The following is a 22,453-nucleotide window of genomic DNA, read 5'->3' on the forward strand; positions in this document are numbered from 1 at the left end:
ATTCACTTCTCACACGAGCGAGGCGACATGGTGTCATCGACTACTCCGTCCGGATCCCCCGTACCCGGTGGCGCGTCGCCGGGCGACGGCGGTCTCGACGACTTCGGGTACAAGGAATCGCTCGACAGGAGTCTGGGCAAGTTCGCCAGCTTCGCCGCGGGCGTCAGCTACATCTCGATCCTGACCGGCACGTTCCAGCTGTTCTACTTCGGGTTCGGCACGGCCGGACCCGCCTATCTGTGGTCGTGGCCCATCGTGTTCGTCGGCCAGATGGCCGTGGCGCTGTGCTTCATGGAGCTCGCCGCGAAGTACCCGGTGGCCGGGTCGGTCTACAACTGGGCGAAACTGCTCGGCAGTCGCATCGTCGGGTGGACGTCGGGATGGCTGATGTTGACGGCGTCGATCGTCACGCTGTCCGCGGTGGTGCTGGCTCTGCAGATCAACCTGCCCAGGCTGTGGCCCGGGTTCCAGATCATCGGGGACGGCACCGGCCAGTACGACTACGCCGCCAACGCCGTCGTGCTCGGCGCGATCATGATCCTGTTCACGACGGTGGTCAACGCGGCCGGCGTGCGACTGATGGCGGCGATCAACAGCACGGGCGTGTTCATCGAGCTCATCGCTGCCGTCCTGATCGCGATCATCCTGGCTGCCAACATCACTCGCGGACCCGACGTCTTCTTCTCCACCAACGGATACGGCGCGGGGGAAAGCGGCGGATATCTGGGCGCGTTCCTCGTCGCGTCGCTCGCGTCGGGATACGTGATGTACGGATTCGACACGGCCAGTTCGTTGGGCGAGGAGACCGTCGAGCCTCGCCGCACCGCGCCGAAGGCGATTCTTCGCGCCATCCTCGCGTCCTTCGTCATCGGCGGGGCGATCCTGGTGTTCGCGATCATGGCGGCGCCGGATCTGAACGATCCCGCTCTGGGAACTCCGGAGGGCAGCCTGCAGGGCATCGTCGAACAGGTGATGTGGGGACCTCTGGGCAATGTCTTCCTGATCTGCATCGTCATCGCCGTCACCGTGTGCTCGCTGGCCGTCCACACCGCGGCGATCCGCCTGACGTTCGCGATGGCACGCGACAATGCCCTACCGTTCGGTGAGCGGCTGGCCACCGTGCACCCCAAGTACCAGACGCCGGTCGTTCCCGCGGTCGTGATCGGTCTGCTGTCCATCCTGATCCTGGTCATCAACATCGCTCAGCCCAAGATCTTCACGGTGTTGACCTCGATCGCGATCATCATGATCTATCTCGCCTACCTGATGGTCACCGGTCCGCTGCTGAAGAAGCGCCTCCGCGGAGAGTGGCCACCGAAGGATCTGAAGGAGGGTGGCTACTTCACGATGGGCCGATGGGGCCTGCCGGTGAACATCTTCGCCGTGGTCTGGGGCGCCGCGATGGCACTGAACCTGGCCTGGCCACGCGAATCCGTCTACGGCACACCGTGGTTCAACACGTGGGGTGCCTTCGTCTACATCGGAGTCATTCTGGGCCTCGGGTATTTGTGGTACTTCACCGTCGGCCGGTCCCATATCGGTACGTTGAAGTCCCACGCGGCGACCTCGAAAGGTGACGAAGTATGACGGACACCGTGTTCGACTACGTGATCGCAGGAGGCGGCACCGCAGGGTGCGTGCTGGCGGCTCGGCTGAGCGAGGACCCGTCGGTCACGGTGTGCCTCGTCGAGGCGGGACCGACTGACGTCGGCAACGACGACATCCTCGTCCTCGACCGATGGATGCACCTCCTCGACTCCGGCTACGACTGGGACTACCCGGTCGAGCCTCAGGAGCGCGGCAACAGTTTCATGCGTCATGCACGAGCGAAGGTGTTGGGCGGCTGCTCCTCTCACAATTCGTGCATCGCGTTCCATCCGCCGGCCGGCATCCTCGACGACTGGGAAGCGATGGGGGCCACGGGATGGAATGCGGCGGCCATCACGCCGTACGTCTCCCGCGTCACGGGACCGGTGACCCTGCGCGATGTGCCTCCGCTGGATCCCTGCGGTGCGGCTCTCCTCGAGTCGGCTGCCGATGTGGGACTGCCCACCGTGCAGTTCAACCGCGGTGAGACGGTGCTCAACGGCGCCGGGTGGTTCCAGATCAATTCCTCCGACGACGGCTTGCGTATGTCGACCTCGCACGCCTACCTGCACCCCATCATGGACAAGCGCCCCAACCTCGAGGTGCGTACGGGGTGCTGGGTCAGCGAGATCGTCATCGACGATTCCCTCACGGCGACCGGTGTGCGGTACCAGCGTCCCGACCTGACGGGCCACGACGTGGTCTCCGCCCGCCGCGAAGTCATCGTCACCGCCGGCGCGATCGACACACCGAAACTGTTGATGCTGTCCGGGATCGGCCCGTCCGTACATCTCCGCGAAATGGGGATCACCGTCCGCGTCGACTCTCCGGGAGTCGGCGCGAACCTCGACGACCACGTCGAGGGACTGGTGTTCTGGGAGGCTTCCCGGCCGATGGTCACGTCGTCGTCGCAATGGTGGGAAATCGGAGTGTTCGCCACCACCGAGGAGGATCTGACGTATCCGGACGTGATGATGCATTACGGCAGCGTCCCGTTCGACATGAACACTCTGCGCTGGGGCTACCCGACCACCGACAACGGCTTCTGTCTCACTCCCAATGTGACACAAGGCCGTTCGCGGGGAACAGTTCGACTCCGCTCACGGGACTTCCGGGACCGTGCGAAGGTCGACCCGCGGTATTTCACCGACTCCGAGGGCCACGACGACCGCGTCATGCTCGCCGGGCTCAAGCTCGCCCGGCGCATCGCCGAACAGCCGCAGCTGAAGGAGTGGATCGCCCGCGAGCTCGCACCGGGCCCGGACGCCGTCACCGACGACGATCTGCTCGACTACGTCCACAAGACGCACAACACCGTCTATCACCCGGCGGGGACGGCCAAGATGGGTGCATCCACCGACCCCATGGCTGTGCTGGACCCCGAACTGCGGGTGCGAGGCGTCCACAACCTGCGCGTGGTCGACGCGTCGGCAATGCCCAAGTTGCCCGCCGTGAACCCCAACATCACGGTCATGACGATGGCGGAACGGTGTGCCGATCTCGTCAGGGGCTGACCGGGCCGACATCCGACGTACGGCGGACTTCCTCGCCGCCCACCCGCCGTTCGACGCGCTGACCGCGAGCGAGCTCGAACAGCTGGCCGAGGATTCCGCGGTGAGCACCTACCGAGCGGGCGAGACCGTAGTGGGTAGCTCCGTGGACGACATCGACGCGGTCTGGGTGGTGCAGTCCGGCGAGGTCGACCTGCTGCATCCGGACGACGTCGACGGGGCCGCGCCGCTCGAGACGATCGAGCCGGGCGGCCTCTTCGGGTTCTCGGCGATGCTCGTCGGTGCGCGGACCACGTTCTGGGCGAAAGCATCGCGCGACTCCACGGTGATCAGAGTCGCCGGACCGGCCGCTCGTCCGTTCTTCGGCCGGCCCGCAGGTGTCGCCTTCCTCGCCCGCACCATCGCCGCATCCTTCGGCGGTCGGTCGATCGTCTCGCCCGTTCCGGACGGAGCGGGAGGGACCGTGGGAGCGCTCGTCCGCAGACCTCCCGTCACGGTGGAACCGGGAACGTCGATCCGGGATGCCGTCTGCGTCATGACGGAGCAGTCGTCCTCGTGTGTCGTCGTCCCGCTGCCGCGTGGACGGTTCGGCATCTTCACCGACCGGGACCTGCGGACCCGGGTCGTCGCGGTCGGGGTGTCCGTGGACGCGTCGATCGACCTCGTGATCAGCTCGCCCGCACGCTCGGTGCACGCCGATCGAACCCCGACGGGTGTGCTGCTCGAGATGCTGGAACTCGGTCTGCACCACATGCTGGTGATCGATACCAGGGGCACGTTGATCGGCGTTCTCGAGAGCGCGGATCTCCTGGCCAACTCGACCGCGAGAAGCTTCTCGTTGCGTCGGGACCTCGATGCGGCGGAGACCGAGGCGGCCCTGATCGAGGCCAGTGCAGGCATCCGCGCGTTGATCGTGGACCTGTGGACGACCGGAACGACCGCGAGCGCCGCGACCGGCATCCTGTCCGTCGTCGTCGACGCGGTGGTCCGACGTGCGGTCGAGCTCGCCATCACCGGGTCACCCGTCCCGATCACCGGGAGAGACGTCGCATGGCTGTCCCTCGGAAGTGTGGGGCGGCGCGAGGCGATGCCGTCGTCCGATGTCGACAGCGCACTGTCGTGGGCGGATACATCGAACAGTGACGCCGGCGCGCTGCGCGACGTCGCCCGTGCCGTGCACCGCACCCTCGATGCGTGCGGACTCCCGGCCGACACGAACAACGCCGTCGCGGCCAGCCCCCGGTTCTCCCGCTCCGCCCGCGAGTGGCGCACCGCGGCGCGGGGGTGGCTCGACGACCCACTCGGTGACCGCGGCATCGTCATGTCGTCGTTGATGGTCGACGGACGCGTCGTCTGGGGCGACCCCGGGCTGCACACGGTGCCCGACGCCTATTCGACGATGGCGGCCGACTACCCGGACGCGCTCCGCCTCCAACTGCGCGACGCGCTGGGAACCCGCGCACGGGTCCGATCCCTGAAGGACGTGCTCGCTCGGCGGGGCACCACGGTGGATCTCAAGTCGCATGCCGTGTCGGCGATCGTGAACCTCGCGCGGTGGGGAGGGTTGAGCGTCGGAGTCGCCTGCGCGTCGACGCCCGCGCGGCTTCGCGCCGCGGCGGGCAACGGCCTGCTGTCGGAGCGCGACGTGTCGGGGCTGACGGACGTGTTCGACCGCCTCCAGCATCTTCGCCTCGACCACCAGGTCTCCATGATCGTCGACGGACGGACACCGACGGACGTGGTGGTGCTCCAGGAGCTGACGCCGCTCGAACGCAGCCTGGTGATGGACGCGATCCGAGAGATCGCGGCAGTGCAGCGGCGCGTAGGACACGTGGCGGCCACCGTCGGACTGCCCGGTCTGTGACAGACGATAGAATCGGACACCATCATGGCGAAGACGAGCGATCCCGGTAAGAGTGCCGTCCAGTCGGTGGATCGAGCGCTCGAGGTTCTCGAGATCATCGCCCGTCACGGAAGCGCCGGTGTCACGGCCATCGCCGACGAACTCGGGGTGCACAAGTCCACCGTGTCCCGCCTGGTCGGCGTCCTCGACGCCCGTGGGTACGTCGAGCAGGTCGGCGAGCGGGGCAAGTTCCGACTCGGGTTCTCGATCGTGCGCCTTGCGGGATCTGCCACCGCGGAGAGAGACCTGTCGAAGGCGTCGCAGGACATCTGTGACCGCCTCGCCGAGAAGGTCGGGGAGACGACCAACCTTGCCGTTCTCGACGGTGATCGCGCGGTGAACATCGTGAAGGCGAGATCCGAGTCCGAAGTGGCACTGCGGACCTGGGTCGGTCAGGGAAGCCCTGTCCACGCCACGTCGAGCGGCAAGATTTTGCTGAGCGAGCTGGCGGCGGACGATCGTCGCGATCGCCTCCCGACACGACTGGAGTCGTTCACGGACACGACGGTGACGTCGTTGTCGGCCCTCGAAGCGGAGCTGGCGGCCGTTCGCGAGGTCGGATGGGCGTCGGTGCGCGAGGAACTCGAGGTGGGGCTCAACGCCGTGTCCGCCCCTGTTCGGGACCACACCGGAACAGTGGTCGCCGCGCTCAGCGTGTCCGGTCCGGCCTATCGACTGGAGCCGGAGGATTTCGCCGCGGTGGCAGCGGATGCCATGACCGCGGCGATGGATATCAGCCGTCGATTGGGGTACGCGGGCTCACAGTCCTCGTGAGTGATAACAAGGTTCGCGGCGGGTGAACCGGGCCTGAACATACTCCCGGTACGCTTTCGGAGTCCTTGACCTGATGGCCGACCGGTTCGGCAGTGGGTGGTGCCCTGTATGTCCGCTCCAACTCCCTTCGAAATCGCCGATGTCCGGCCCGCGTCGCGCGGTGTCGCGCTCTCCCGGGCGTCCGTCGTGGATGCCGTCGACCGCATCGCCCGTGTCGCTCCGGCATCCGCGGCCTTCGTCTCCGGGTCCGACTCCATCACGTACGGAGAACTCGTCGTCGCCGTGCACAACCGCGGCGCTGCCCTCGCTCGAGCACACGCAGGGGATCGCACCGGTCGGGCTCCGTTGGCCGTGGTCTCGGACGGAAGCGTCGACTCGGTCATCTCTATGATCGGCGTCCTCGCGTCCGGGCACCCACTGTTCGCCGTCGACGGTGATCTTCCTCTCGTCGCGAGGAATGCTCTCGTCGCGGCAGCCGGCGCGGTGCCCGCAGCATCGGTCATGTTCGAGGACACACCCGTACCGTCCGCTACGGATGACGGCGTCTGGTGGGAGTCGCCCGCATGGGACCGCGGAATGACCGAAGGAGGCAGCCCCACCGCCCTCGACAGCTGGCGTCCCGCTCTCGTCGTGATCGGGCCTGGAACGTCCGGTCGTGTGACGGTCACGCAGGAGGAGCTGATGCTCGCTGCCACCGACCTCGGGATGCGCGTGGGCCTCGCGCCGGGAACCGGATACGACATGTCGCGTCCGGCGTCCACGATCGCGGGATTCGTCTCCCTCGTCGCCGGTCTCGTCACCGGCTCCACGGTCGGCGCGATGCACGACGGCACCGGTGGGGGCACACTGTTGCGGTGACCGACGCCGCTCCACCGTTCAACGCACCAGACGTCGCAACGTCGCCGACCGATCCACCTCGTCATCCGACGGTGGAGCACTCCCGATTGGCGGAGTCGCCCGGAGCCCAGGGTGCGTGGCGCATCTGGGGGCCGTACCTCGCGGGTCGACAGTGGGGGACCGTGCGGGAGGACTACTCCGAGGACGGCAACGCCTGGGAGTCGTTCCCCTTCGATCACGCCCGGTCGCGTGCCTACCGCTGGGGTGAGGACGGACTCGGCGGAATCTGCGACCGGTTCGGGTTCCTGAACTTCTCGGTGGCGCTGTGGAACCGTCGCGACCCGATACTCAAGGAACGGCTGTTCGGACTCACCAACGGTGAGGGCAACCACGGCGAGGACGCCAAGGAGTACTGGTGGGCCGTCGACGGGACACCTACCCACAGCTGGATGTCGTGGCTCTACCGCTACCCGCAGGCCGAGTACCCGTACGACGAACTGCGGGAACGAAGCCTCGCCCGCAGTCGTCTGGAGCGGGAATTCGAACTGGCCGACACCGGCATCCTGGACGAGAACCGGTTCTTCGACGTCTCCATCACCTACGCCAAGGCGTCACCGGAGGACGTCTGCATCGTCATCGACGTCACCAACCACGGGCCGGACGCGGCGTCGGTGGACGTCGTACCGCACCTCTGGCTGCGCAACACATGGTCTTGGGGTCGCGACGACCGGACGGCGTCGATCGTCGACATCACGCAGGACAGCATCCCCGGGCACCTGGCGGCCGTCCGTGCCGACCACGGTTTCCTCGGCCGGTACCACCTCGCGGCGGAGGGTACGCCACGAGTTCTGTTCTGCGACAACGAGACCAATGCGGTCGATCTGTTCGGCGCCGAGAAGAACCTGTCGGAGTACACCAAGGACGGCATCGGTCGACGCATCGTCGACGGCGACGAGTCGGCCGTCAATCCCGACGGCACCGGCACCAAGTGCGCCTTCTGGTATTCCCTCGACGACATCGAGCCGGGTGAGACGCGGCGGATCAAGCTGCGACTGGGCACGACCCTTCCCGACTCGTTCACCTTCGGACCCGGGTACGACGCGGTGCTCGCCGACCGTGCGCAGGAGGCCGACCAGTTCTACGACCACGTGATCGGCCCCGACCTGTCCGACGAGGACCGGCATGTCGCGCGACGGGCCTACGCCGGCCTGCTGTGGTGTAAACAGCTCTACCGGTACGACGTTCGGGAGTGGGCGCAGGGAGACCCGGTGGGAGCGCCGGCGCCGGGATCGCGACTGGACGCATCGGCGCGTAACCATGCATGGTCACATTTCTCGCTCGCGGATGTCGTCTCGATGCCGGACGAATGGGAGTACCCGTGGTTCGCCGCGTGGGACCTGGCGTTCCACACCATTCCCCTCGCGCACGTCGACCCGGACTTCGCCAAGGAGCAGTTGGTCCTGATGTGTCGTGAGTGGGCGATGCATCCCAACGGCCAACTGCCGGCGTACGAGTGGGAGTTCGGTGACGTCAACCCACCCGTGCATGCATGGGCGGTGTGGCAGGTGTACCGCATCGACGGGCACCGTGATCGCGAGTTCCTGGTACGAGTCTTCACCAAACTGCTGCTGAACTTCTCGTGGTGGGTCAACCGCAAGGATGCCGGGGGTTCCAACATCTTCGAGGGTGGATTCCTCGGAATGGACAACATCGGAATGTTCAACCGTTCCGAACCCTTGCCGCCCGGGTTCCGGTTGGAACAGTCGGACGCCACCAGCTGGATGGCCTTCTACTGCCAGCAGATGTTCAAGATCGCGATCGAGCTTGCCCGCTACGACTCCGCGTGGGACGACGTCGCCACCAAGTTCTTCGCACACTTCCTCTCCATCGCCGAGGCCGTGGGATCGTTCGGCTCCGCGCAGATGTCGCTGTGGCACGAGGAGGACGGCTTCTTCTACGACGTGCTCGCTCCGCCCCACGGTGACGCGGTGCCGCTGCGCGTGCGGTCGATGGTGGGACTGCTGCCGATCCTGGGTGCCACGGAGATCCCGTCGTGGGTGCCGAAGGAATGTCCGGACCTGACGTCCCGGCTGCGTTGGCTGCAGCACCGCCGCCCCGACCTGGTCTCACCGATGATGTCCCGCAACGACAACGGGACCTGGCGCATGCTGCTGGCCCTCGTCGACCCGGACAGACTGCGCCGCATCCTCGAGCGCATGTTCGACTCGGAGGAGTTCCTGTCCTCGTTCGGTATCCGCTCCTTGTCCGCGTCGTACCGCGACGGCGTGAGCATGGACGTCGACGGACGATCGTTGTCCATCGAGTACGAACCCGGGGAGTCCCGAACCTCGATGTTCGGCGGAAACTCCAATTGGCGTGGGCCGGTGTGGTTCCCGGTGAACGTGCTGCTCGCCGACAAACTTCGGGCCTACGGCCGGTACTTCGGCGACACGTTCACCATCGAGATTCCCACCGGCTCCGGGAAGCAGCACACGCTGGTCGAGGCCGCCGCGATCATCGAGGGCGGACTGGCCGACCTGTTCCGCGCCGGGACGGGCACATCACCCGGTCGACCGTCGGACGGTGGCCGTATCGAATCGACCGACGATCCGTTGTGGTCGCAGCATCCGACGTTCAGCGAATACTTCGACGGGGACACCGGTGAGGGACTCGGCGCCAGTCACCAGACCGGGTGGACGGCGCTGGTAGCGCATCTTCTCAATCCCAGAGTGCCGAGGCCGCCGACGCCGCCGGGTTAACGTGACGGTATGAAGATTCGCGGTGCCGTCCTCGAGGAGATCGGTCGTCAGCGTCCGTTCGCCGAATCCCGTCCTCTGACCGTGTCCGAACTGGACCTCGACCCGCCGGGCGAGGGAGAGATCCTCGTGCGGATCGAAGCTGCCGGGTTGTGCCACTCGGACCTGTCCGTCGTCGACGGGAACCGGGTACGGCCCGTACCGATGCTGTTGGGGCACGAGGCCGCCGGCATCGTCGAGGAAGTCGGCGCCGGAGTCGATCTGGAGATCGGCACGCGCGTCGTCATGACGTTCCTGCCGCGCTGCGGGGAGTGCGCCGGATGCCTGTCCGACGGGCGCACACCGTGCGTACCGGGCAGCGCGGCGAACAACGCCGGCACCCTGCTGAACGGCGACGTCCGACTGCGGCGGGACGGCACCGAGGTCAAGCACCACCTCGGGGTCTCGGGGTTCGCGACGCACACGGTGGTCGATCGTCGATCCGTCGTCCCGGTGGGCGCCGATGTTCCCCCCGCGGTCGCTGCCGTGCTGGGATGCGCGGTTCTCACCGGCGGAGGCGCCGTGCTGAACGCCGCGTCCCCGACGAGCGGGGACACGATCATGGTGGTCGGGCTGGGCGGCGTCGGTATGGCAGCGATCCTGACCGCGGCGTCGTTGGGGCTCGGCGACGTGATCGGCGTCGACTCCATGCCCGACAAGCTCGACATGGCGCGTGATCTGGGGGCCACGGCGGTCTACACACCGCAGGAACTGCTCGAGTCCGGTGTGAAGGCGCAGATCGTGGTGGAAGCGGCGGGCAACGCGCGCGCGTTCGAGACGGCGCTGGCAGCGACGGCGCCCGGTGGCACCACCGTCACCGTCGGGCTCCCGTCACCCGACGCCCGCGCGTCGATCTCGCCACTGACGCTCGTCGCCGAGGCGCGAACCATCATCGGAAGTTACCTGGGGTCGGCCGTTCCCGAGCGCGACATCCCGACCTACGAGCAGATGTGGCGCGAAGGTCGATTCCCGGTGGAGAAGCTCGTGTCCTCGCGTATCACTCTCGATGACATCAACGAGGGCATGGACGAGTTGGCCGACGGCAAGGCGATACGTCAGGTCATCGAGTTCGACCACTAGGCTGTCCTGCGACAGTTCGAAGTGGAGGATGTTGACGGTGACAGAGGCAATTCGCGTCGGAGTGCTCGGCGCAGCCGGCAAGGTGGGACAGGCGGTGTGCGACGCCGTCGAGGCCGCGCCGGACACCGAGCTGGTCGCTCGCGTCGACAAGGGTGACCGGCTGGAGACGTTCGCGGAGAACGGCGCGCAGGTGGTCGTCGACTTCACGCATCCGGACGTCGTCATGGACAACCTCCAGTATCTCGTCGGGGCCGGTATCCACGCTGTCGTCGGAACCACCGGTTTCGACGACGAGCGTCTGGATCGTGTGCGCGGGTGGCTCGCAGAGTCTCCGACGACCGGTGTGCTGATCGCCCCGAACTTCGCCATCGGTGCCGTTCTGTCCATGGCGTTCGCGCAGCAGGCCGCGCGGTTCTTCGACTCCGTCGAGGTCATCGAACTCCATCACCCGAACAAGGCGGACGCACCGTCCGGCACGGCGTATCGCACGGCGGCGCTGATCGCCGAGGCGCGCGCGGCGGCCGGCGTGGGACCGAGCCCCGATGCGACCAGCACCGAGCTCGACGGTGCGCGCGGTGCCGATGTCGACGGTGTGCGAGTGCATTCGGTCAGGCTGGCGGGATTGGTCGCGCACCAGGAAGTGCTGCTGGGCACGCAGGGCGAGACACTGACCATCCGGCACGACTCCATCGACCGCACGTCCTTCACTCCCGGTGTGCTGCTGGGGGTTCGAGCAATCGGGTCCCGACCCGGTCTGACGCTGGGCATCGAACCGCTGATGGACCTCGGGTCGGCATGAGCAAGTATTCGCGCGTGGTGGCGATCATCGTGGTGATGGTCGTCGTACTCGGTGTCTACTTCGTCATTCTCGGAAGTCGCGGGATCGACTTCATCCAGCTCGGTGGTCCGGTCAACATCGGCCTCGGTATCGGTGTGCTGATCCTGCCGCTGCTGGGAATCTGGATCGTCGTGGCCACGCTCCGAGCCGGGTTGCGGCACCAGCATCTCGCGCGACGCATCCACGAGGAGAATCTCGAGCTGGACGTGGAGGATCTTCCTCGCCGTCCGTCCGGCCGCATCGAACGCGCAGCAGCCGATGCGTTGTTCGCGGACGTCAAAGCGGAGTACGAGAAGGCGCCGGACGACTGGCGTAACTCGTACCGGCTGGCCCGTGCCTACGACTACGCGGGAGACCGTGGGCGTGCTCGCGAAACCATGCGCCGCGCTGTCGAACTCGAGCGCGCCGAGAGCGCGTGACGCTGCTCCTGGTGGTGCACCATACGGTCTCGCCGCCGATGCACGAGATGCTCGAGGCGGTCCTGGCCGGGGCGCGGGATCCCGAGATCGACGGAGTCGACGTTCGAGTCCGCCCGGCGCTCGGGGCGACCGTCGGTGACGTCCTCGATGCCGACGCGTTCCTGTTCGGTACGCCGGCCAACTTCGGCTACATGTCCGGTGCACTGAAGCATTTCCTGGATTCCGTCTACTACCCGACACTGGGCGCCGTCGACGGGAAACCCTGGGGCGCTTGGGTCTACGGGAACAACGACACGGTGGGCGCGGTGCGGGCGCTGACATCCATCGTGAGCGGCTGGGGTCTCGAGCAGGCCGCTGCCCCCGTCGACCTGACGGCGTTCGATGCGACGTCTCGAGAGCGGCTCGTCGACCTCGGCGGCACCCTCGCGGCGACGATCATGCCTGCCTGATCATTCCGGAAGGGTCAGCGGCGACGCGGGATCCGGCGGGCCTTCGACGAACGGCGGCGGGTTCAGCGTGTCGAACGTGGAGGGCAGTGTCGCGCACGTAGCGCCGGGTTCCGGGAACGTGTTCGGGTTCAGACGAAGTGCCGAGATGAACTGGTCGATGCGCTCGTCGTCCGCGCTGTCCACGGCCAATCGGTGTCCCCAGGACTGCAGCGAGATGGTGCGGTCCATTCCGGGATACGGCGACAGCATCGTGTAAGGCGCGCCGTCGACCCTGTCGGCGAGTGCCGCGACCTGCTGGTCGTCGAGAGCGTCGGGGTCGTAGGCGATCCAGACGGCGCCGTGCTCGAGGGAGTGGACCATGTTCTCGGTCCGCACGGGTTCCGGGTACACGATCCCGGTACACGTGGCCCACGCGGCGTCGTGCCGGCCGCCCATCGGGGGTGAATAGTTATACGCCACACGGTAGTTCGCGAGCGCGTGGAACGCGGGCGGGTACTGCACCACCTCGATACCGTCCAGGGCGAGGGACGGGTCGGGATTCTCGGCGGTGGGCACCCACTCGCCGGCCGTGGGGCGCCCCTCGATCGTCGATCCGCAGGCCGCGCCGAGAAGGGCGGCCGACAGGATCAGGGGAACGAGCCTCGACCGATGCATGACCCGAGAGTATCCGTCCGGCCGGACGACCCTGCCGTTCAGCCGGTGAGTGGTGTTTTTGCTCCCCTCGCGCCCGAACACCGCGGGTTCCCGCCGATATCCGGTGTGAGAGGAGCAGAAACACCACCGGGCGATCCAGCAGCGACCTCTGTCACGGGTACCGTCCTGACGGTGAAGACCTGCTGCGAGAGGGCCGTTCCCGATGCGTGAGCTGTCCGCCGCCGCCGCGCGTCGTACTGCCGTCGCGGCACAGGGATTCGGTCGCCCGCGGTCCGGCGCGGTGTCGGGGAGGCGAGCGGTGGCGGGTGTCGTGCGCTCGACGAAGCTCCTGCAGATCGATTCGGTGTCCGCGGCGGTGCGCGCGCACTATGCGCCGGTCTTCAGTCGGATCGGACCCTATGACCGGCAGGCACTGGACGACGCGGCGTGGACCGACACGGCGCGATCACCGCGACTGCTCGTCGAGTACTGGGCGCACGAGGCAGCGTTCCTCCCCGTTGCGGACTGGCCGCTGATGCGGTGGCGGATGGACCAGTACGAGCACGGCCGGTGGGGCGGCGCTGCCCGGGTGGCCGAGCGTAACCCCGGGCTGGTGGACGAGGTGCTGGACGCGATCCGCGACCAGGGGCCCGTGACCGCGCGCGACCTCGAGGACCTGTTGGACCGTCGTCGACCGGGTCCGAAGGGTCCGTGGTGGGACCACAGCGACGTCAAGGTGGTGTGCGAGCAACTGTTCGCCGGCGGTGTGTTGTCCGTACCGCGGCGGGAGCGGTTCACGAGGCTGTACGACCTCGCCGAGCGAGTGCTGCCGGCCGACGTCGTGGGGCGGCGGGTGGACGAGGTGGATGCCGTCCGACAGCTCGTCGAGAAGTCGGCCGAGGCGATGGGCGTCGCCACTGCGGCGGACCTGCGCGATCACTATCGCCTGTCGTCGGTGCAGACCACCCGTGCCGTCGCCGATCTGGTGGACGCGGGTGTCCTCGTGCCCGTCACGGTGACCGGCTGGCGGGATCAGGCCTACCTGCACCGCGACACCCGAGTACCGCGGTCGGTCGAGACGGCAGCTCTGCTGTGTCCGTTCGACCCGTTGATCTTCGGGCGGCCCCGCACCGAACGGCTCTTCGACTTCCACTACCGCATCGAGATCTACACGCCCGAACCGAAGAGAGCGTACGGGTACTACGTCTTCCCGTTCCTGCTGAACGACGAACTCGTCGGGCGTGTGGACATCCGGGTGGACCGCGCCGCCGGAGTCCTCACCGTTCCGGGTGCCTTCTCCGAACCGTCCGTCGACGCCCGAGGAAGACGCGCCGAGGTCACGACGGCCCTCTCGGCGTCGATACGTGAGATGGCGGACTGGCTGGGTGTCGACGATGTCGTCGTCGGCGATCGGGGGGATCTCGCGTCCGATCTCGCTCGCGCGAGCGAATAGTCTTCGGGGGTGCAGAAAGCTCCGCTGTCCGTTCGGCTGATCGCCGCCACCTCGTTCGTGCCGCCACCGGACGTGCCGTGGGAGACCGACGCCGACGGGGGACAGGCCCTGGTCGAATTCGCCGGCCGTGCCTGCTACCAGAGCTGGTCGAAGCCCAATCCGCGCACCGCGACCAACGCCGGGTACCTCAACCATCTGCTGGCCGTCGGCAACTACTCGGTGCTCGAACATGCTTCGGCCAGCGTCTACGTCACCGGTATCTCCCGCTCGTGCAGTCACGAACTGATCCGGCACCGGCACTTCTCGTTCTCGCAGCTCTCGCAACGGTCGGTGTCCGAACGTGACGCGCGGATGGTCGTTCCCCCGGCTCTCGAAGCCGACCCGACGCTGAGTGACTTGTTCCAGAATGCGACCGACAGTTCCCGTGCCGCGTACGACGCGTTGTTGACCGCGCTGGAGAACGTGAGCGGTCCCGACGCGCCCGCCGTCGTGGCGGGCAAGCAAGCGCGTCAGGCTGCGCGGTCCGTGCTTCCCAACGCCGTCGAGACGCGTCTGGTGATGACGGGCAACTACCGCTCCTGGCGGCATTTCGTCGTCATGAGGGCGTCCGAGCACGCCGATCTCGAGATCCGTCGCCTCGCGGTCGAGTGCTTGCGACGCCTGAAGGATGTCGCTCCCGACGTCTTCGCGGACTTCGAGATCGAGACTCTGCCCGACGGCACCGAAGTGGCGCGGAGCTCGTACCCCGGAGAATGACGGCGCGCCCGACGAGTCGGCAGCGTCGTGGGGGTCCGGCGGTCCGAATCGGACCGGGTAACCTTCCTGACCATGACCATCGGTGACACCGCGAGGACTGTCGGCACTGCGGAGACTGTCGACCCCGCACGGCAGAAGCAGACGACGACGGCGCCCTCGCCGTTCGGAGCGGTGTCCGTCGCGATGGTGACTCCGTTCACCCCGGACGGCGCACTCGATATCGACACCTCGGTGTCCTTGGCGTCGCACCTCGTGTCGAGTGGCTGCGACAGCCTCGTCATCTCCGGCACGACGGGTGAATCGCCCACCACCACCGATCGCGAGAAGGCGGACCTCCTGCGTGCGGTCGTCGCGGCCGTGGGGGACAGGGCCCGCATCGTGGCCGGCGCCGGCACCAACGACACCGCGCACAGCATCCAACTCGCTCGGGCCGCCGCGGATGCGGGCGCTCACGGCCTCCTCGTCGTGACCCCGTACTACTCACGCCCACCCCAGGCCGGCCTGTACGCCCACTTCGTCGCCGTCGCGGACGCCACTGATCTGCCTGTGATGCTCTACGACATTCCGCCCCGCTCCGTCGTTCCCATCGAGACGGAAACGCTGCGCCGCTTGGCGGAGCACCGCAACATCCTGGCCGTCAAGGACGCCAAGGGCGATCTCGCCGCGGGCGCCGAGCTGATCGCGTCCACCGGCCTCGAGTACTTCTCCGGCGACGACCCCCTCAACCTCCCGTGGTTGTCCGTGGGCGCCGTCGGATTCGTCAGCGTCATCGGCCATCTCGTGCCGGGCAAGCTGCGCGACCTTCATGCCGCCTGGACCGCCGGCGACATCGCCGCCGCGCAGGCCATCAACGTCAGCCTGCTTCCGATCGTGCGCTCGTTCGCCCGACTCGGCGGCGTCACGGGTTCCAAAGCGGGCCTGCGCCTGCTGGGCATCGACGTCGGCGACCCCCGTCTTCCGCAAGTTCCACCGTCCACCGATCAGATCGATGCTCTCGCAGCCGATCTCCACCGTGCAGGAGTTCTCACATGACCCGTCCGCCCAGGCGGCGCAGTGCCACACGCAGCGCCGGACCTCCCGTCGAGGCGCCTCCCGAGGCACCGAAGGCACCCAAGACTCCGCCCCCCGTAGCCGACGCCCCCGCGGCGCCCGCGACACGAGCCGAGAAGGCACCGCAGACCGACCGCGCCCCGAAGTCCGACGCCCCCAAGGGCCGTCAGTCCGGCGGCGGTAACCAGTCCGGTGGCGGTAACCAGTCCGGTGGCGGTAACCAGTCCGGCGGTGGCAGCCAGTCCGGTGGCCGCGGTGGACGCGGGCCTCGCTCACGGCCTCCGCGCACCCCGCAGAGCTCGTCGGCGATCCAGCGACCCGACGCCCGCACCGCCGTCGACAAGACGCAGCGCCTCGGCGCTCCGCCGAAGGCGCCGAAGAACGGCCTCCGCGTCGTCGCACTCGGCGGTATCGGCGAGATCGGTCGCAACATGACCGTCTTCGAGTTCCAGGGCAAGCTGCTCATCGTCGACTGCGGCGTGCTGTTCCCCGAGGACGCCCAGCCCGGCGTCGACCTGATCCTCCCGGACTTCCGCCACATCGAGAACCGGATGGACGACGTCGTCGCCCTGGTTCTCACGCACGGCCACGAGGACCACATCGGTGCCGTGCCGTTCCTGCTGCGCCTGCGCCCCGACATCCCGGTCATCGGGTCGAAGTTCACGCTCGCGCTGCTCGCTGCGAAATGCCGTGAGCACCGCCAGAAGCCGAAGCTGGTCGAGGTCCGCGAGGGCGAGAGCACCGACCACGGACCGTTCGAGCTCGAGTACTTCGCGGTCAACCACTCGATCCCCGATGCGCTCGCCGTCGCGATCCGTACCGACGCCGGCGTCGTGCTGCACACCGGCGACATCAAGCTCGATCAGCTGCCGCTCGACGGTCGCCTGACCGACCTCGGAGGCTTCTCGCGTCTGGGCGACGAGGGCGTCGACCTGTTCCTGGTCGACTCCACCAACGCCGAGGTGCCGGGGTTCGTCACACCCGAGCGTGAGATCGGCGGAGTCCTCGACACCGTCATCGGCAAGGCGAAGAACCGCGTCATCGTGGCGTCGTTCGCCAGCCATGTCCACCGCATCCAGCAGGTCATCGACGTCGCGCACCGCTACAACCGCAAGGTCGCGTTCGTCGGTCGCTCGATGGTGCGCAACATGGCCATCGCGCAGGAGCTCGGCTACCTGACCGTCCCGTCCGGTGTCGAGGTCGACATGGACACCGCGACGAAGCTCGCGGACGACAAGCTGGTGCTCGTGTCCACGGGTTCGCAGGGCGAGCCGCTGTCGGCTCTGTCCCGCATGGCCCGCGGTGAGCACCGTCAGATCAACATCCGCGCCGACGATCTCGTCGTCCTGGCGTCCTCGCTCATTCCCGGCAACGAGAACTCCGTGTTCGCCGTCGTCAACGGGCTGGCCAAGCGCGGCGCCAAGGTGGTCACGCAGCAGAGCGCCAAGGTGCACGTGTCCGGACACGCGTCGGCGGGCGAGCTCCTCTACCTCTACAACGCGGTGCGTCCGACCAATGCGATGCCCGTCCACGGCGAGTGGCGGCACCTGCGTGCCAACGCCGCTCTGGCGATCTCCACCGGTGTCCCGGAGGAGCGCGTCGTGCTGGCCGAGGACGGCGTCGTCGTCGACATGGTCGACGGTCTCGCAGAGATCGTCGGTCAGGTGCCGGTCGGACACGTCTACGTCGACGGGTTGTCCGTCGGTGACGTGGGCGACTCGACTCTGTCGGATCGACTGGTTCTGGGTGAGGGCGGCTTCATCGCCATCACGATGGCCATCGACAGCGCCACCGGTCGCTCGGTGGGCACCCCCGAGGTGTCGGGTCGCGGGTTCTCCGACGACCCCGGCGCGCTCGAGGAGGCTGCGAAGCTGGTCGAGGCGGAAGTTGTGCGCCTCGCCAACGACGGTGTCCGGGACACGCATCGCGTCGCACAGTCCGTGCGTCGCATCGTCGGTCGCTGGGTCGCGGACAAGTACCGCCGCAAGCCGATGATCGTGCCCACCGTCATCGAGGTCAATCAAGGCTGATCCACCCGCTGACGCGGCCTCCGAATCATCGGAGGCCGCGTCAGGCGAGCAGGTTGTACAGGCCGATCAGGCCCAGCGCGACGATGCACAGACGCAGTACCCCCGGCGAGAGCCGACGGCCGTACCGCGCACCGACGGCGCCGCCGACCAGCGAGCTGACGGCTATCAATCCGACTGCGGCCCAACTGATCCGGTCCGACGCGAAGATGATGAACGACGCCGCGGCGACGATGTTGACGACGAGCGACAGAACATTCTTGGCGGCATTCATCCGCTGGATGTTCTCCGGCAGCAGGGCGCCCATGACGCCCATCAGCAGAATTCCCTGTGCGGCGGTGAAGTATCCGCCGTAGACGCCGACCGCGAACGTGCCGATGACCAGCAGGACGAATCGGCCGCGGCCGAGCCCCGCCGACGACTCGGACGTCTCCGACGTCTCCGAGGACGACCGCTTCTGGGCCCAGGCCTGGATACGAGGTCCGGTGACGACGAGAACCAGCGCCAGAATTAGTAGCACGGGAACCACTGCGGTGAACGTCTTCTCGGGCAGATGCTGGAGGAGCCACGCACCCAGCAGTCCACCGAGCAGGGAACCGGGGAGCTGCCATCGCAGGCGCGGCCACTGTCCCCGAAGTTCTCGGCGATAACCCCAGGCGCCCGACGCGCTGCCCGCGACGAGGCCGATGGCATTGCTCATGGTTGCCGTGACCGGCGGATACCCGAAGGCGATGAGGGTGGGGAACGTGATCAGCGTTCCCGATCCGACGATGGCATTGATGCCTCCCGCGGCGAAGCCCGCCAGCAGGATCAGCAGTATTTCGGTCACGGGCACACCGGCGACCGTACGACAGACGCTAGATTCGTATCTCATGAGCCTCGCACACGACGAACGTCTGGACCTCGCGGACACCATGGCGGAGGTCGGACCCGATGCCCCGACACTGTGCGGCGACTGGACGGTGCGCGATCTGGCGGCGCACCTCGTCATCCGCGAACGACGGCTCGACGCCGCGCCGGGCATCTTCCTGCCGCCGTTGGCCGGGTACACGCGCAAGGTCCAGGACGGTGTCGCCGCGGGGGAGTGGGTGTCGCTGGTCGACGACGTCCGCACCGGTCCTCCCGTGTGGTCCCCGTACAAGTTGCTCGACGCGCAGGTGAACCTGGGCGAGATGTTCGTCCACCACGAGGACATCAGGCGCGCCGGCACGGCGGCGCCGAGCCCTCGGGAGTTGAGCCCCGAGATGCAGAGTGCGCTGTGGGGTCTGCTGGGACTGCTCGGCCGCATCGCCTACCGGAGTGCTCCGGTCAGGGTGGCGGTCGAGACCCCGGACGGTCGGCGCCGAGCGTTCGGCAAGAAGTCGGCGTCGCGGACCGTGACGCTGCGCGGCGAACCGGCGGAATTGGTGCTCCACGCCTTCGGGCGCGACGCGGTCGTGCTGGAGTTCGACGGTGAAGCGGAGGACATCGCGTCGGTGAAGGGTCTCGACCGAGGCGTGTGACACCGACCCGGGCTCGGTGTTACTGGTGTTGCGGATGGTCCTGATGGTGTCGACCGACTAGCCTGACGGTCATGGCAGGCAAGACGAGTACGCGCGCGTCCCGATCCGGGAGTACCGGATCGACCAGGGCAGGCACAGGCAAGAGCAGTGCCACGTCGACAGGACGCGGGCGGACGGTCACCACGCCGCGCAAGCCCACCGCACCACGGCAGTCCGGTGCCCGGCAGTCGGCTCCTCGCACCTCGTCGGGGACGCGGGCGCGGCCCGCCGCCAAGCGGTCGTCCGTATCGCCGGGCATGGCTGCGCTGAACTCGATGGGTCGCGGTGTCGGCAAGGGCTGGTCACTCGCTGCCCGCGGACTCGGAGCCACCACGCGCACCGTCGGCAAAGCAGCGGACATCGAGCACGGACACCGTCGGGACGGGCTCGCGCTGGGCGCTCTCGCCGTGAGCGTCGTCGTCGCGGCCGGACTGTGGTTCTCCGCAGGTGGGCCCGTCGGAGAGTGGATCGAGATCGGGTTGCGCGCCGTGGTCGGCAGCGCAGCCGTCGTTCTGCCCCTGCTCGGTATCGCCGTCGCCGTGGCGCTGATGCGCACCGAGCCCAAGCCGGACACCCGGCCACGTCTCGTACTCGGTTCCGTCCTCGTCGGACTTCCCATGCTCGGGTTGTGGCATCTGGGCGCAGGATCTCCCGACGACGCCACCGGACGCGCGTCGGGCGGTGGTTTCGTCGGATTCGTCGTCGGTGGACCTCTCAGCAGTGGTGTCACGGTGTGGTTGGCGGTGCCGCTGCTGCTCCTCGCAATCCTGTTCGGAGTCCTGCTTCTCACCGGTACGACAGTCCGCGACATCCCCGCGCGGCTGCGGACGCTGTTCGGCACTCGCGACCGCGGTGACGAGTACGGCGAGTACGACGCTCGCTATGACGAGGGTTACGACGACGAGTTCGCACCCGACGGCTACGACCGGTCCTACGACTCCTACGGTTCGGACGACAGCCGGGACGACTACGACCCGGCGCTGTTCGACGCCGACGGATACCCGGTGGACGAGAAGCCGAAGACTCGGCGCCGTCGAGGTGCTGCTCCGGTCGATCCCGACGCTGCCTATCCGGTCGACGAGCCGACCGAGTACGTTCCCGTGGCGCCGCCTGCTGCGAAGGCGAAGCCCGTACCGGCCCCGACACCCCCTCCGGCCCCGAAGCCGAAACCCGCACCGGTCGTCGCGGCCACGCCGCCGAAGCCCGCGGACGAGGACAAGCTGGTCGTCGACCGGGTCGTCGACGGCGACTACGTCCTTCCGTCGCTGTCGCTGCTCATCGCCGGGGATCCGCCCAAGACTCGGAGCCAGGCCAACGACACGATGATCGAGGCCATCTCCGAGGTTCTCGAGCAGTTCAAGATCGACGCGGCCGTCACCGGGTTCACCCGTGGACCCACGGTCACCCGGTACGAGGTCGAGCTCGGCCCCGGCGTCAAGGTCGAGAAGATCACCGCCCTGGCGCGCAACATCGCCTACGCCGTGGCCACCGACAACGTCCGACTCCTCGCCCCGATCCCCGGCAAGTCGGCCGTGGGCATCGAGGTGCCCAACTCGGACCGCGAGATGGTGCGCCTGGCGGACGTGCTGACCGCGTCGTCGACGCGCAAGGATCATCACCCCCTGGTCATCGGCCTCGGCAAGGACATCGAGGGCAACTTCGTCAGTGCGAACCTGGCGAAGATGCCGCACCTGCTGGTCGCCGGCTCGACGGGCTCGGGTAAGTCGAGCTTCGTCAACTCGATGCTCGTGTCGCTGTTGGCGCGCGCGACGCCGGAAGAGGTCAGGATGATCCTGATCGACCCGAAGATGGTGGAGCTCACGCCGTACGAGGGCATTCCGCACCTCATCACCCCGATCATCACGCAGCCCAAGAAGGCCGCCGCGGCCCTGGCGTGGTTGGTCGAGGAGATGGAGCAGCGCTACCAGGACATGCAGGCCAATCGGGTTCGGCATGTCGACGACTTCAACAAGAAGGTGAAGTCGGGGGAGATCACCGCACCGCTCGGCAGTGAGCGTGTCTACAAGCCCTACCCGTACATCCTCGCGATCGTCGACGAGCTCGCCGACCTGATGATGACGGCGCCTCGCGACGTCGAGGAAGCGATCGTGCGGATCACGCAGAAGGCCCGCGCGGCCGGTATCCACCTGGTTCTGGCGACGCAGCGACCGTCGGTCGACGTGGTGACGGGCCTGATCAAGACCAACGTGCCCTCGCGCCTGGCGTTCGCGACGTCGTCGCTGACCGACTCGCGCGTGATCCTGGATCAGCAGGGCGCCGAGAAGCTGATCGGCATGGGTGACGCGTTGTTCCTGCCGATGGGCGCCGGCAAGCCCACCCGTCTGCAGGGTGCGTTCATCACCGACGAGGAGATCACGGCCGTCGTCGACTTCGCCAAGAACCAGGCGGAGCCGGAGTACCAGGAGGGTGTGACCGCGCAGAAGGCCGCGGAGAAGAAGGACGTCGACGCCGACATCGGCGACGATCTCGACGTGCTGCTCCAGGCTGTCGAGCTGGTGGTCACCAGCCAGTTCGGGTCGACGTCGATGTTGCAGCGCAAGCTGCGGGTGGGTTTCGCGAAGGCCGGCCGTCTGATGGACCTGATGGAGACCCGAGGCGTCGTCGGGCCCAGCGAGGGATCGAAGGCTCGTGATGTTCTGGTCAAGCCGGACGAGCTGGACGGCTTGTTGTGGTCGATCAAGGGCGGAAATCCTGCCGAATCGGACAACCCGGACGAATGATTGTGGTCTGATGTGAATTGACTCTCAGACTGCCTGAGTTTTACCTGTGCATTACCTTC

The 22,453-nt window shown here is 67.6% G+C and carries 18 protein-coding genes; 16 read left to right on the forward strand and 2 right to left on the reverse strand.

The window, feature by feature from the left end:
- Positions 1-27: 27 nt before the first annotated feature.
- The 10 genes from ASG64_RS15850 (at position 28) to ASG64_RS15895 (ending at position 12,193) form a co-directional block, all read left to right on the forward strand.
- Positions 28-1,587 (forward strand): APC family permease, encoded by a 1,560-nt coding sequence (locus tag ASG64_RS15850; protein ID WP_056074548.1) that lies wholly within the window; start codon positions 28-30, stop codon positions 1,585-1,587.
- Positions 1,584-3,101 carry a GMC family oxidoreductase gene (locus ASG64_RS15855; protein WP_056074550.1) on the forward strand — a complete coding sequence of 506 codons (1,518 nt, stop codon included), beginning with the start codon at positions 1,584-1,586 and terminating at the stop codon, positions 3,099-3,101. The genes ASG64_RS15850 and ASG64_RS15855 overlap by 4 nt, the downstream gene beginning before the upstream one ends.
- Positions 3,079-4,962 (forward strand): DUF294 nucleotidyltransferase-like domain-containing protein, encoded by a 1,884-nt coding sequence (locus ASG64_RS15860; protein WP_056074553.1) that lies wholly within the window; start codon positions 3,079-3,081, stop codon positions 4,960-4,962. Before ASG64_RS15855 ends, ASG64_RS15860 begins: the two co-directional genes overlap by 23 nt.
- 24 nt (positions 4,963-4,986) lie before the next feature.
- Entirely contained in the window at positions 4,987-5,775 is a 789-nt protein-coding gene (locus tag ASG64_RS15865; RefSeq protein WP_056074555.1) for an IclR family transcriptional regulator, read from the forward strand.
- A 108-nt stretch (positions 5,776-5,883) separates the two neighbouring features.
- Positions 5,884-6,633, forward strand: coding sequence for a hypothetical protein (locus tag ASG64_RS15870; protein ID WP_056074557.1), 750 nt, complete (start codon positions 5,884-5,886; stop codon positions 6,631-6,633).
- Positions 6,630-9,371 (forward strand): MGH1-like glycoside hydrolase domain-containing protein, encoded by a 2,742-nt coding sequence (locus ASG64_RS15875; protein WP_231568546.1) that lies wholly within the window; start codon positions 6,630-6,632, stop codon positions 9,369-9,371. Before ASG64_RS15870 ends, ASG64_RS15875 begins: the two co-directional genes overlap by 4 nt.
- A gap of 9 nt (positions 9,372-9,380) precedes the next feature.
- A complete protein-coding gene (locus ASG64_RS15880) occupies positions 9,381-10,487 on the forward strand; it encodes a zinc-binding dehydrogenase (RefSeq protein WP_056074559.1) in 1,107 nt (368 codons plus the stop codon).
- Between the two features lie 37 nt (positions 10,488-10,524).
- On the forward strand, positions 10,525-11,286 hold the full coding sequence (gene dapB / locus ASG64_RS15885) for a 4-hydroxy-tetrahydrodipicolinate reductase (protein ID WP_442970423.1): 762 nt from the start codon (positions 10,525-10,527) through the stop codon (positions 11,284-11,286).
- On the forward strand, positions 11,283-11,744 hold the full coding sequence (locus tag ASG64_RS15890; protein WP_056074560.1) for a hypothetical protein: 462 nt from the start codon (positions 11,283-11,285) through the stop codon (positions 11,742-11,744). Before dapB ends, ASG64_RS15890 begins: the two co-directional genes overlap by 4 nt.
- Positions 11,741-12,193: a flavodoxin family protein gene (locus ASG64_RS15895; RefSeq protein WP_231568547.1), complete on the forward strand. Its 453-nt coding sequence runs from the start codon at positions 11,741-11,743 to the stop codon at positions 12,191-12,193. The genes ASG64_RS15890 and ASG64_RS15895 overlap by 4 nt, the downstream gene beginning before the upstream one ends.
- Here ASG64_RS15895 and ASG64_RS15900 read toward each other — a convergent pair whose 3' ends face one another.
- Entirely contained in the window at positions 12,194-12,847 is a 654-nt protein-coding gene (locus tag ASG64_RS15900; RefSeq protein WP_042572712.1) for a DUF3105 domain-containing protein, read from the reverse strand.
- A 202-nt stretch (positions 12,848-13,049) separates the two neighbouring features.
- Between ASG64_RS15900 and ASG64_RS15905 the strand changes: the two genes are divergently transcribed.
- The 4 genes from ASG64_RS15905 (at position 13,050) to ASG64_RS15920 (ending at position 18,115) form a co-directional block, all read left to right on the forward strand.
- Complete coding sequence (locus tag ASG64_RS15905; RefSeq protein ID WP_056074562.1) at positions 13,050-14,279, forward strand: winged helix-turn-helix domain-containing protein; 1,230 nt, start codon at positions 13,050-13,052, stop codon at positions 14,277-14,279.
- A gap of 9 nt (positions 14,280-14,288) precedes the next feature.
- Positions 14,289-15,035, forward strand: a complete 747-nt coding sequence (thyX, locus tag ASG64_RS15910) for an FAD-dependent thymidylate synthase (RefSeq protein ID WP_056074564.1) — start codon at positions 14,289-14,291, stop codon at positions 15,033-15,035.
- 72 nt (positions 15,036-15,107) lie between these two features.
- Positions 15,108-16,067, forward strand: coding sequence for a 4-hydroxy-tetrahydrodipicolinate synthase (dapA, locus tag ASG64_RS15915; RefSeq protein WP_082042796.1), 960 nt, complete (start codon positions 15,108-15,110; stop codon positions 16,065-16,067).
- The gene (locus ASG64_RS15920; protein WP_056074566.1) at positions 16,064-18,115 is read left to right on the forward strand and encodes a ribonuclease J; all 2,052 of its coding nucleotides are present in this window, start codon (positions 16,064-16,066) and stop codon (positions 18,113-18,115) included. The genes dapA and ASG64_RS15920 overlap by 4 nt, the downstream gene beginning before the upstream one ends.
- Before the next feature lie 40 nt (positions 18,116-18,155).
- On the opposite strand, the gene ASG64_RS15925 is transcribed toward ASG64_RS15920, so the two are convergent.
- The gene (locus ASG64_RS15925) at positions 18,156-18,986 is read right to left on the reverse strand and encodes a sulfite exporter TauE/SafE family protein (RefSeq protein WP_082518548.1); all 831 of its coding nucleotides are present in this window, start codon (positions 18,984-18,986) and stop codon (positions 18,156-18,158) included.
- Here ASG64_RS15925 and ASG64_RS15930 point away from each other — a divergent pair.
- Positions 18,985-19,614 (forward strand): TIGR03085 family metal-binding protein, encoded by a 630-nt coding sequence (locus ASG64_RS15930; RefSeq protein ID WP_042572599.1) that lies wholly within the window; start codon positions 18,985-18,987, stop codon positions 19,612-19,614. The genes ASG64_RS15925 and ASG64_RS15930 overlap by 2 nt on opposite strands.
- A gap of 71 nt (positions 19,615-19,685) precedes the next feature.
- Positions 19,686-22,394 carry a DNA translocase FtsK gene (locus ASG64_RS15940; RefSeq protein WP_200933488.1) on the forward strand — a complete coding sequence of 903 codons (2,709 nt, stop codon included), beginning with the start codon at positions 19,686-19,688 and terminating at the stop codon, positions 22,392-22,394.
- The last annotated feature ends 59 nt before the right edge of the window (positions 22,395-22,453 follow it).

This window comes from Rhodococcus sp. Leaf247, from assembly GCF_001426185.1.
Lineage (GTDB): Bacteria > Actinomycetota > Actinomycetes > Mycobacteriales > Mycobacteriaceae > Rhodococcoides.

What these genes read in the sequence shown, in the direction of transcription:
- ASG64_RS15850 (WP_056074548.1), top strand. Translation starts at nt 28, where the DNA reads ATGGTGTCATCGACTACTCCGTCCGGATCCCCCGTACCCGGTGGCGCG.
- ASG64_RS15855 (WP_056074550.1), top strand. Translation starts at nt 1,584, where the DNA reads ATGACGGACACCGTGTTCGACTACGTGATCGCAGGAGGCGGCACCGCA.
- ASG64_RS15865 (WP_056074555.1), top strand. Translation starts at nt 4,987, where the DNA reads ATGGCGAAGACGAGCGATCCCGGTAAGAGTGCCGTCCAGTCGGTGGAT.
- ASG64_RS15870 (WP_056074557.1), top strand. Translation starts at nt 5,884, where the DNA reads ATGTCCGCTCCAACTCCCTTCGAAATCGCCGATGTCCGGCCCGCGTCG.
- ASG64_RS15880 (WP_056074559.1), top strand. Translation starts at nt 9,381, where the DNA reads ATGAAGATTCGCGGTGCCGTCCTCGAGGAGATCGGTCGTCAGCGTCCG.
- ASG64_RS15890 (WP_056074560.1), top strand. Translation starts at nt 11,283, where the DNA reads ATGAGCAAGTATTCGCGCGTGGTGGCGATCATCGTGGTGATGGTCGTC.
- ASG64_RS15900 (WP_042572712.1), bottom strand. Translation starts at nt 12,847, where the DNA reads ATGCATCGGTCGAGGCTCGTTCCCCTGATCCTGTCGGCCGCCCTTCTC.
- ASG64_RS15905 (WP_056074562.1), top strand. Translation starts at nt 13,050, where the DNA reads ATGCGTGAGCTGTCCGCCGCCGCCGCGCGTCGTACTGCCGTCGCGGCA.
- dapA (WP_082042796.1), top strand. Translation starts at nt 15,108, where the DNA reads ATGACCATCGGTGACACCGCGAGGACTGTCGGCACTGCGGAGACTGTC.
- ASG64_RS15920 (WP_056074566.1), top strand. Translation starts at nt 16,064, where the DNA reads ATGACCCGTCCGCCCAGGCGGCGCAGTGCCACACGCAGCGCCGGACCT.
- ASG64_RS15930 (WP_042572599.1), top strand. Translation starts at nt 18,985, where the DNA reads ATGAGCCTCGCACACGACGAACGTCTGGACCTCGCGGACACCATGGCG.
- ASG64_RS15925 (WP_082518548.1), bottom strand. Translation starts at nt 18,986, where the DNA reads ATGAGATACGAATCTAGCGTCTGTCGTACGGTCGCCGGTGTGCCCGTG.
- ASG64_RS15940 (WP_200933488.1), top strand. Translation starts at nt 19,686, where the DNA reads ATGGCAGGCAAGACGAGTACGCGCGCGTCCCGATCCGGGAGTACCGGA.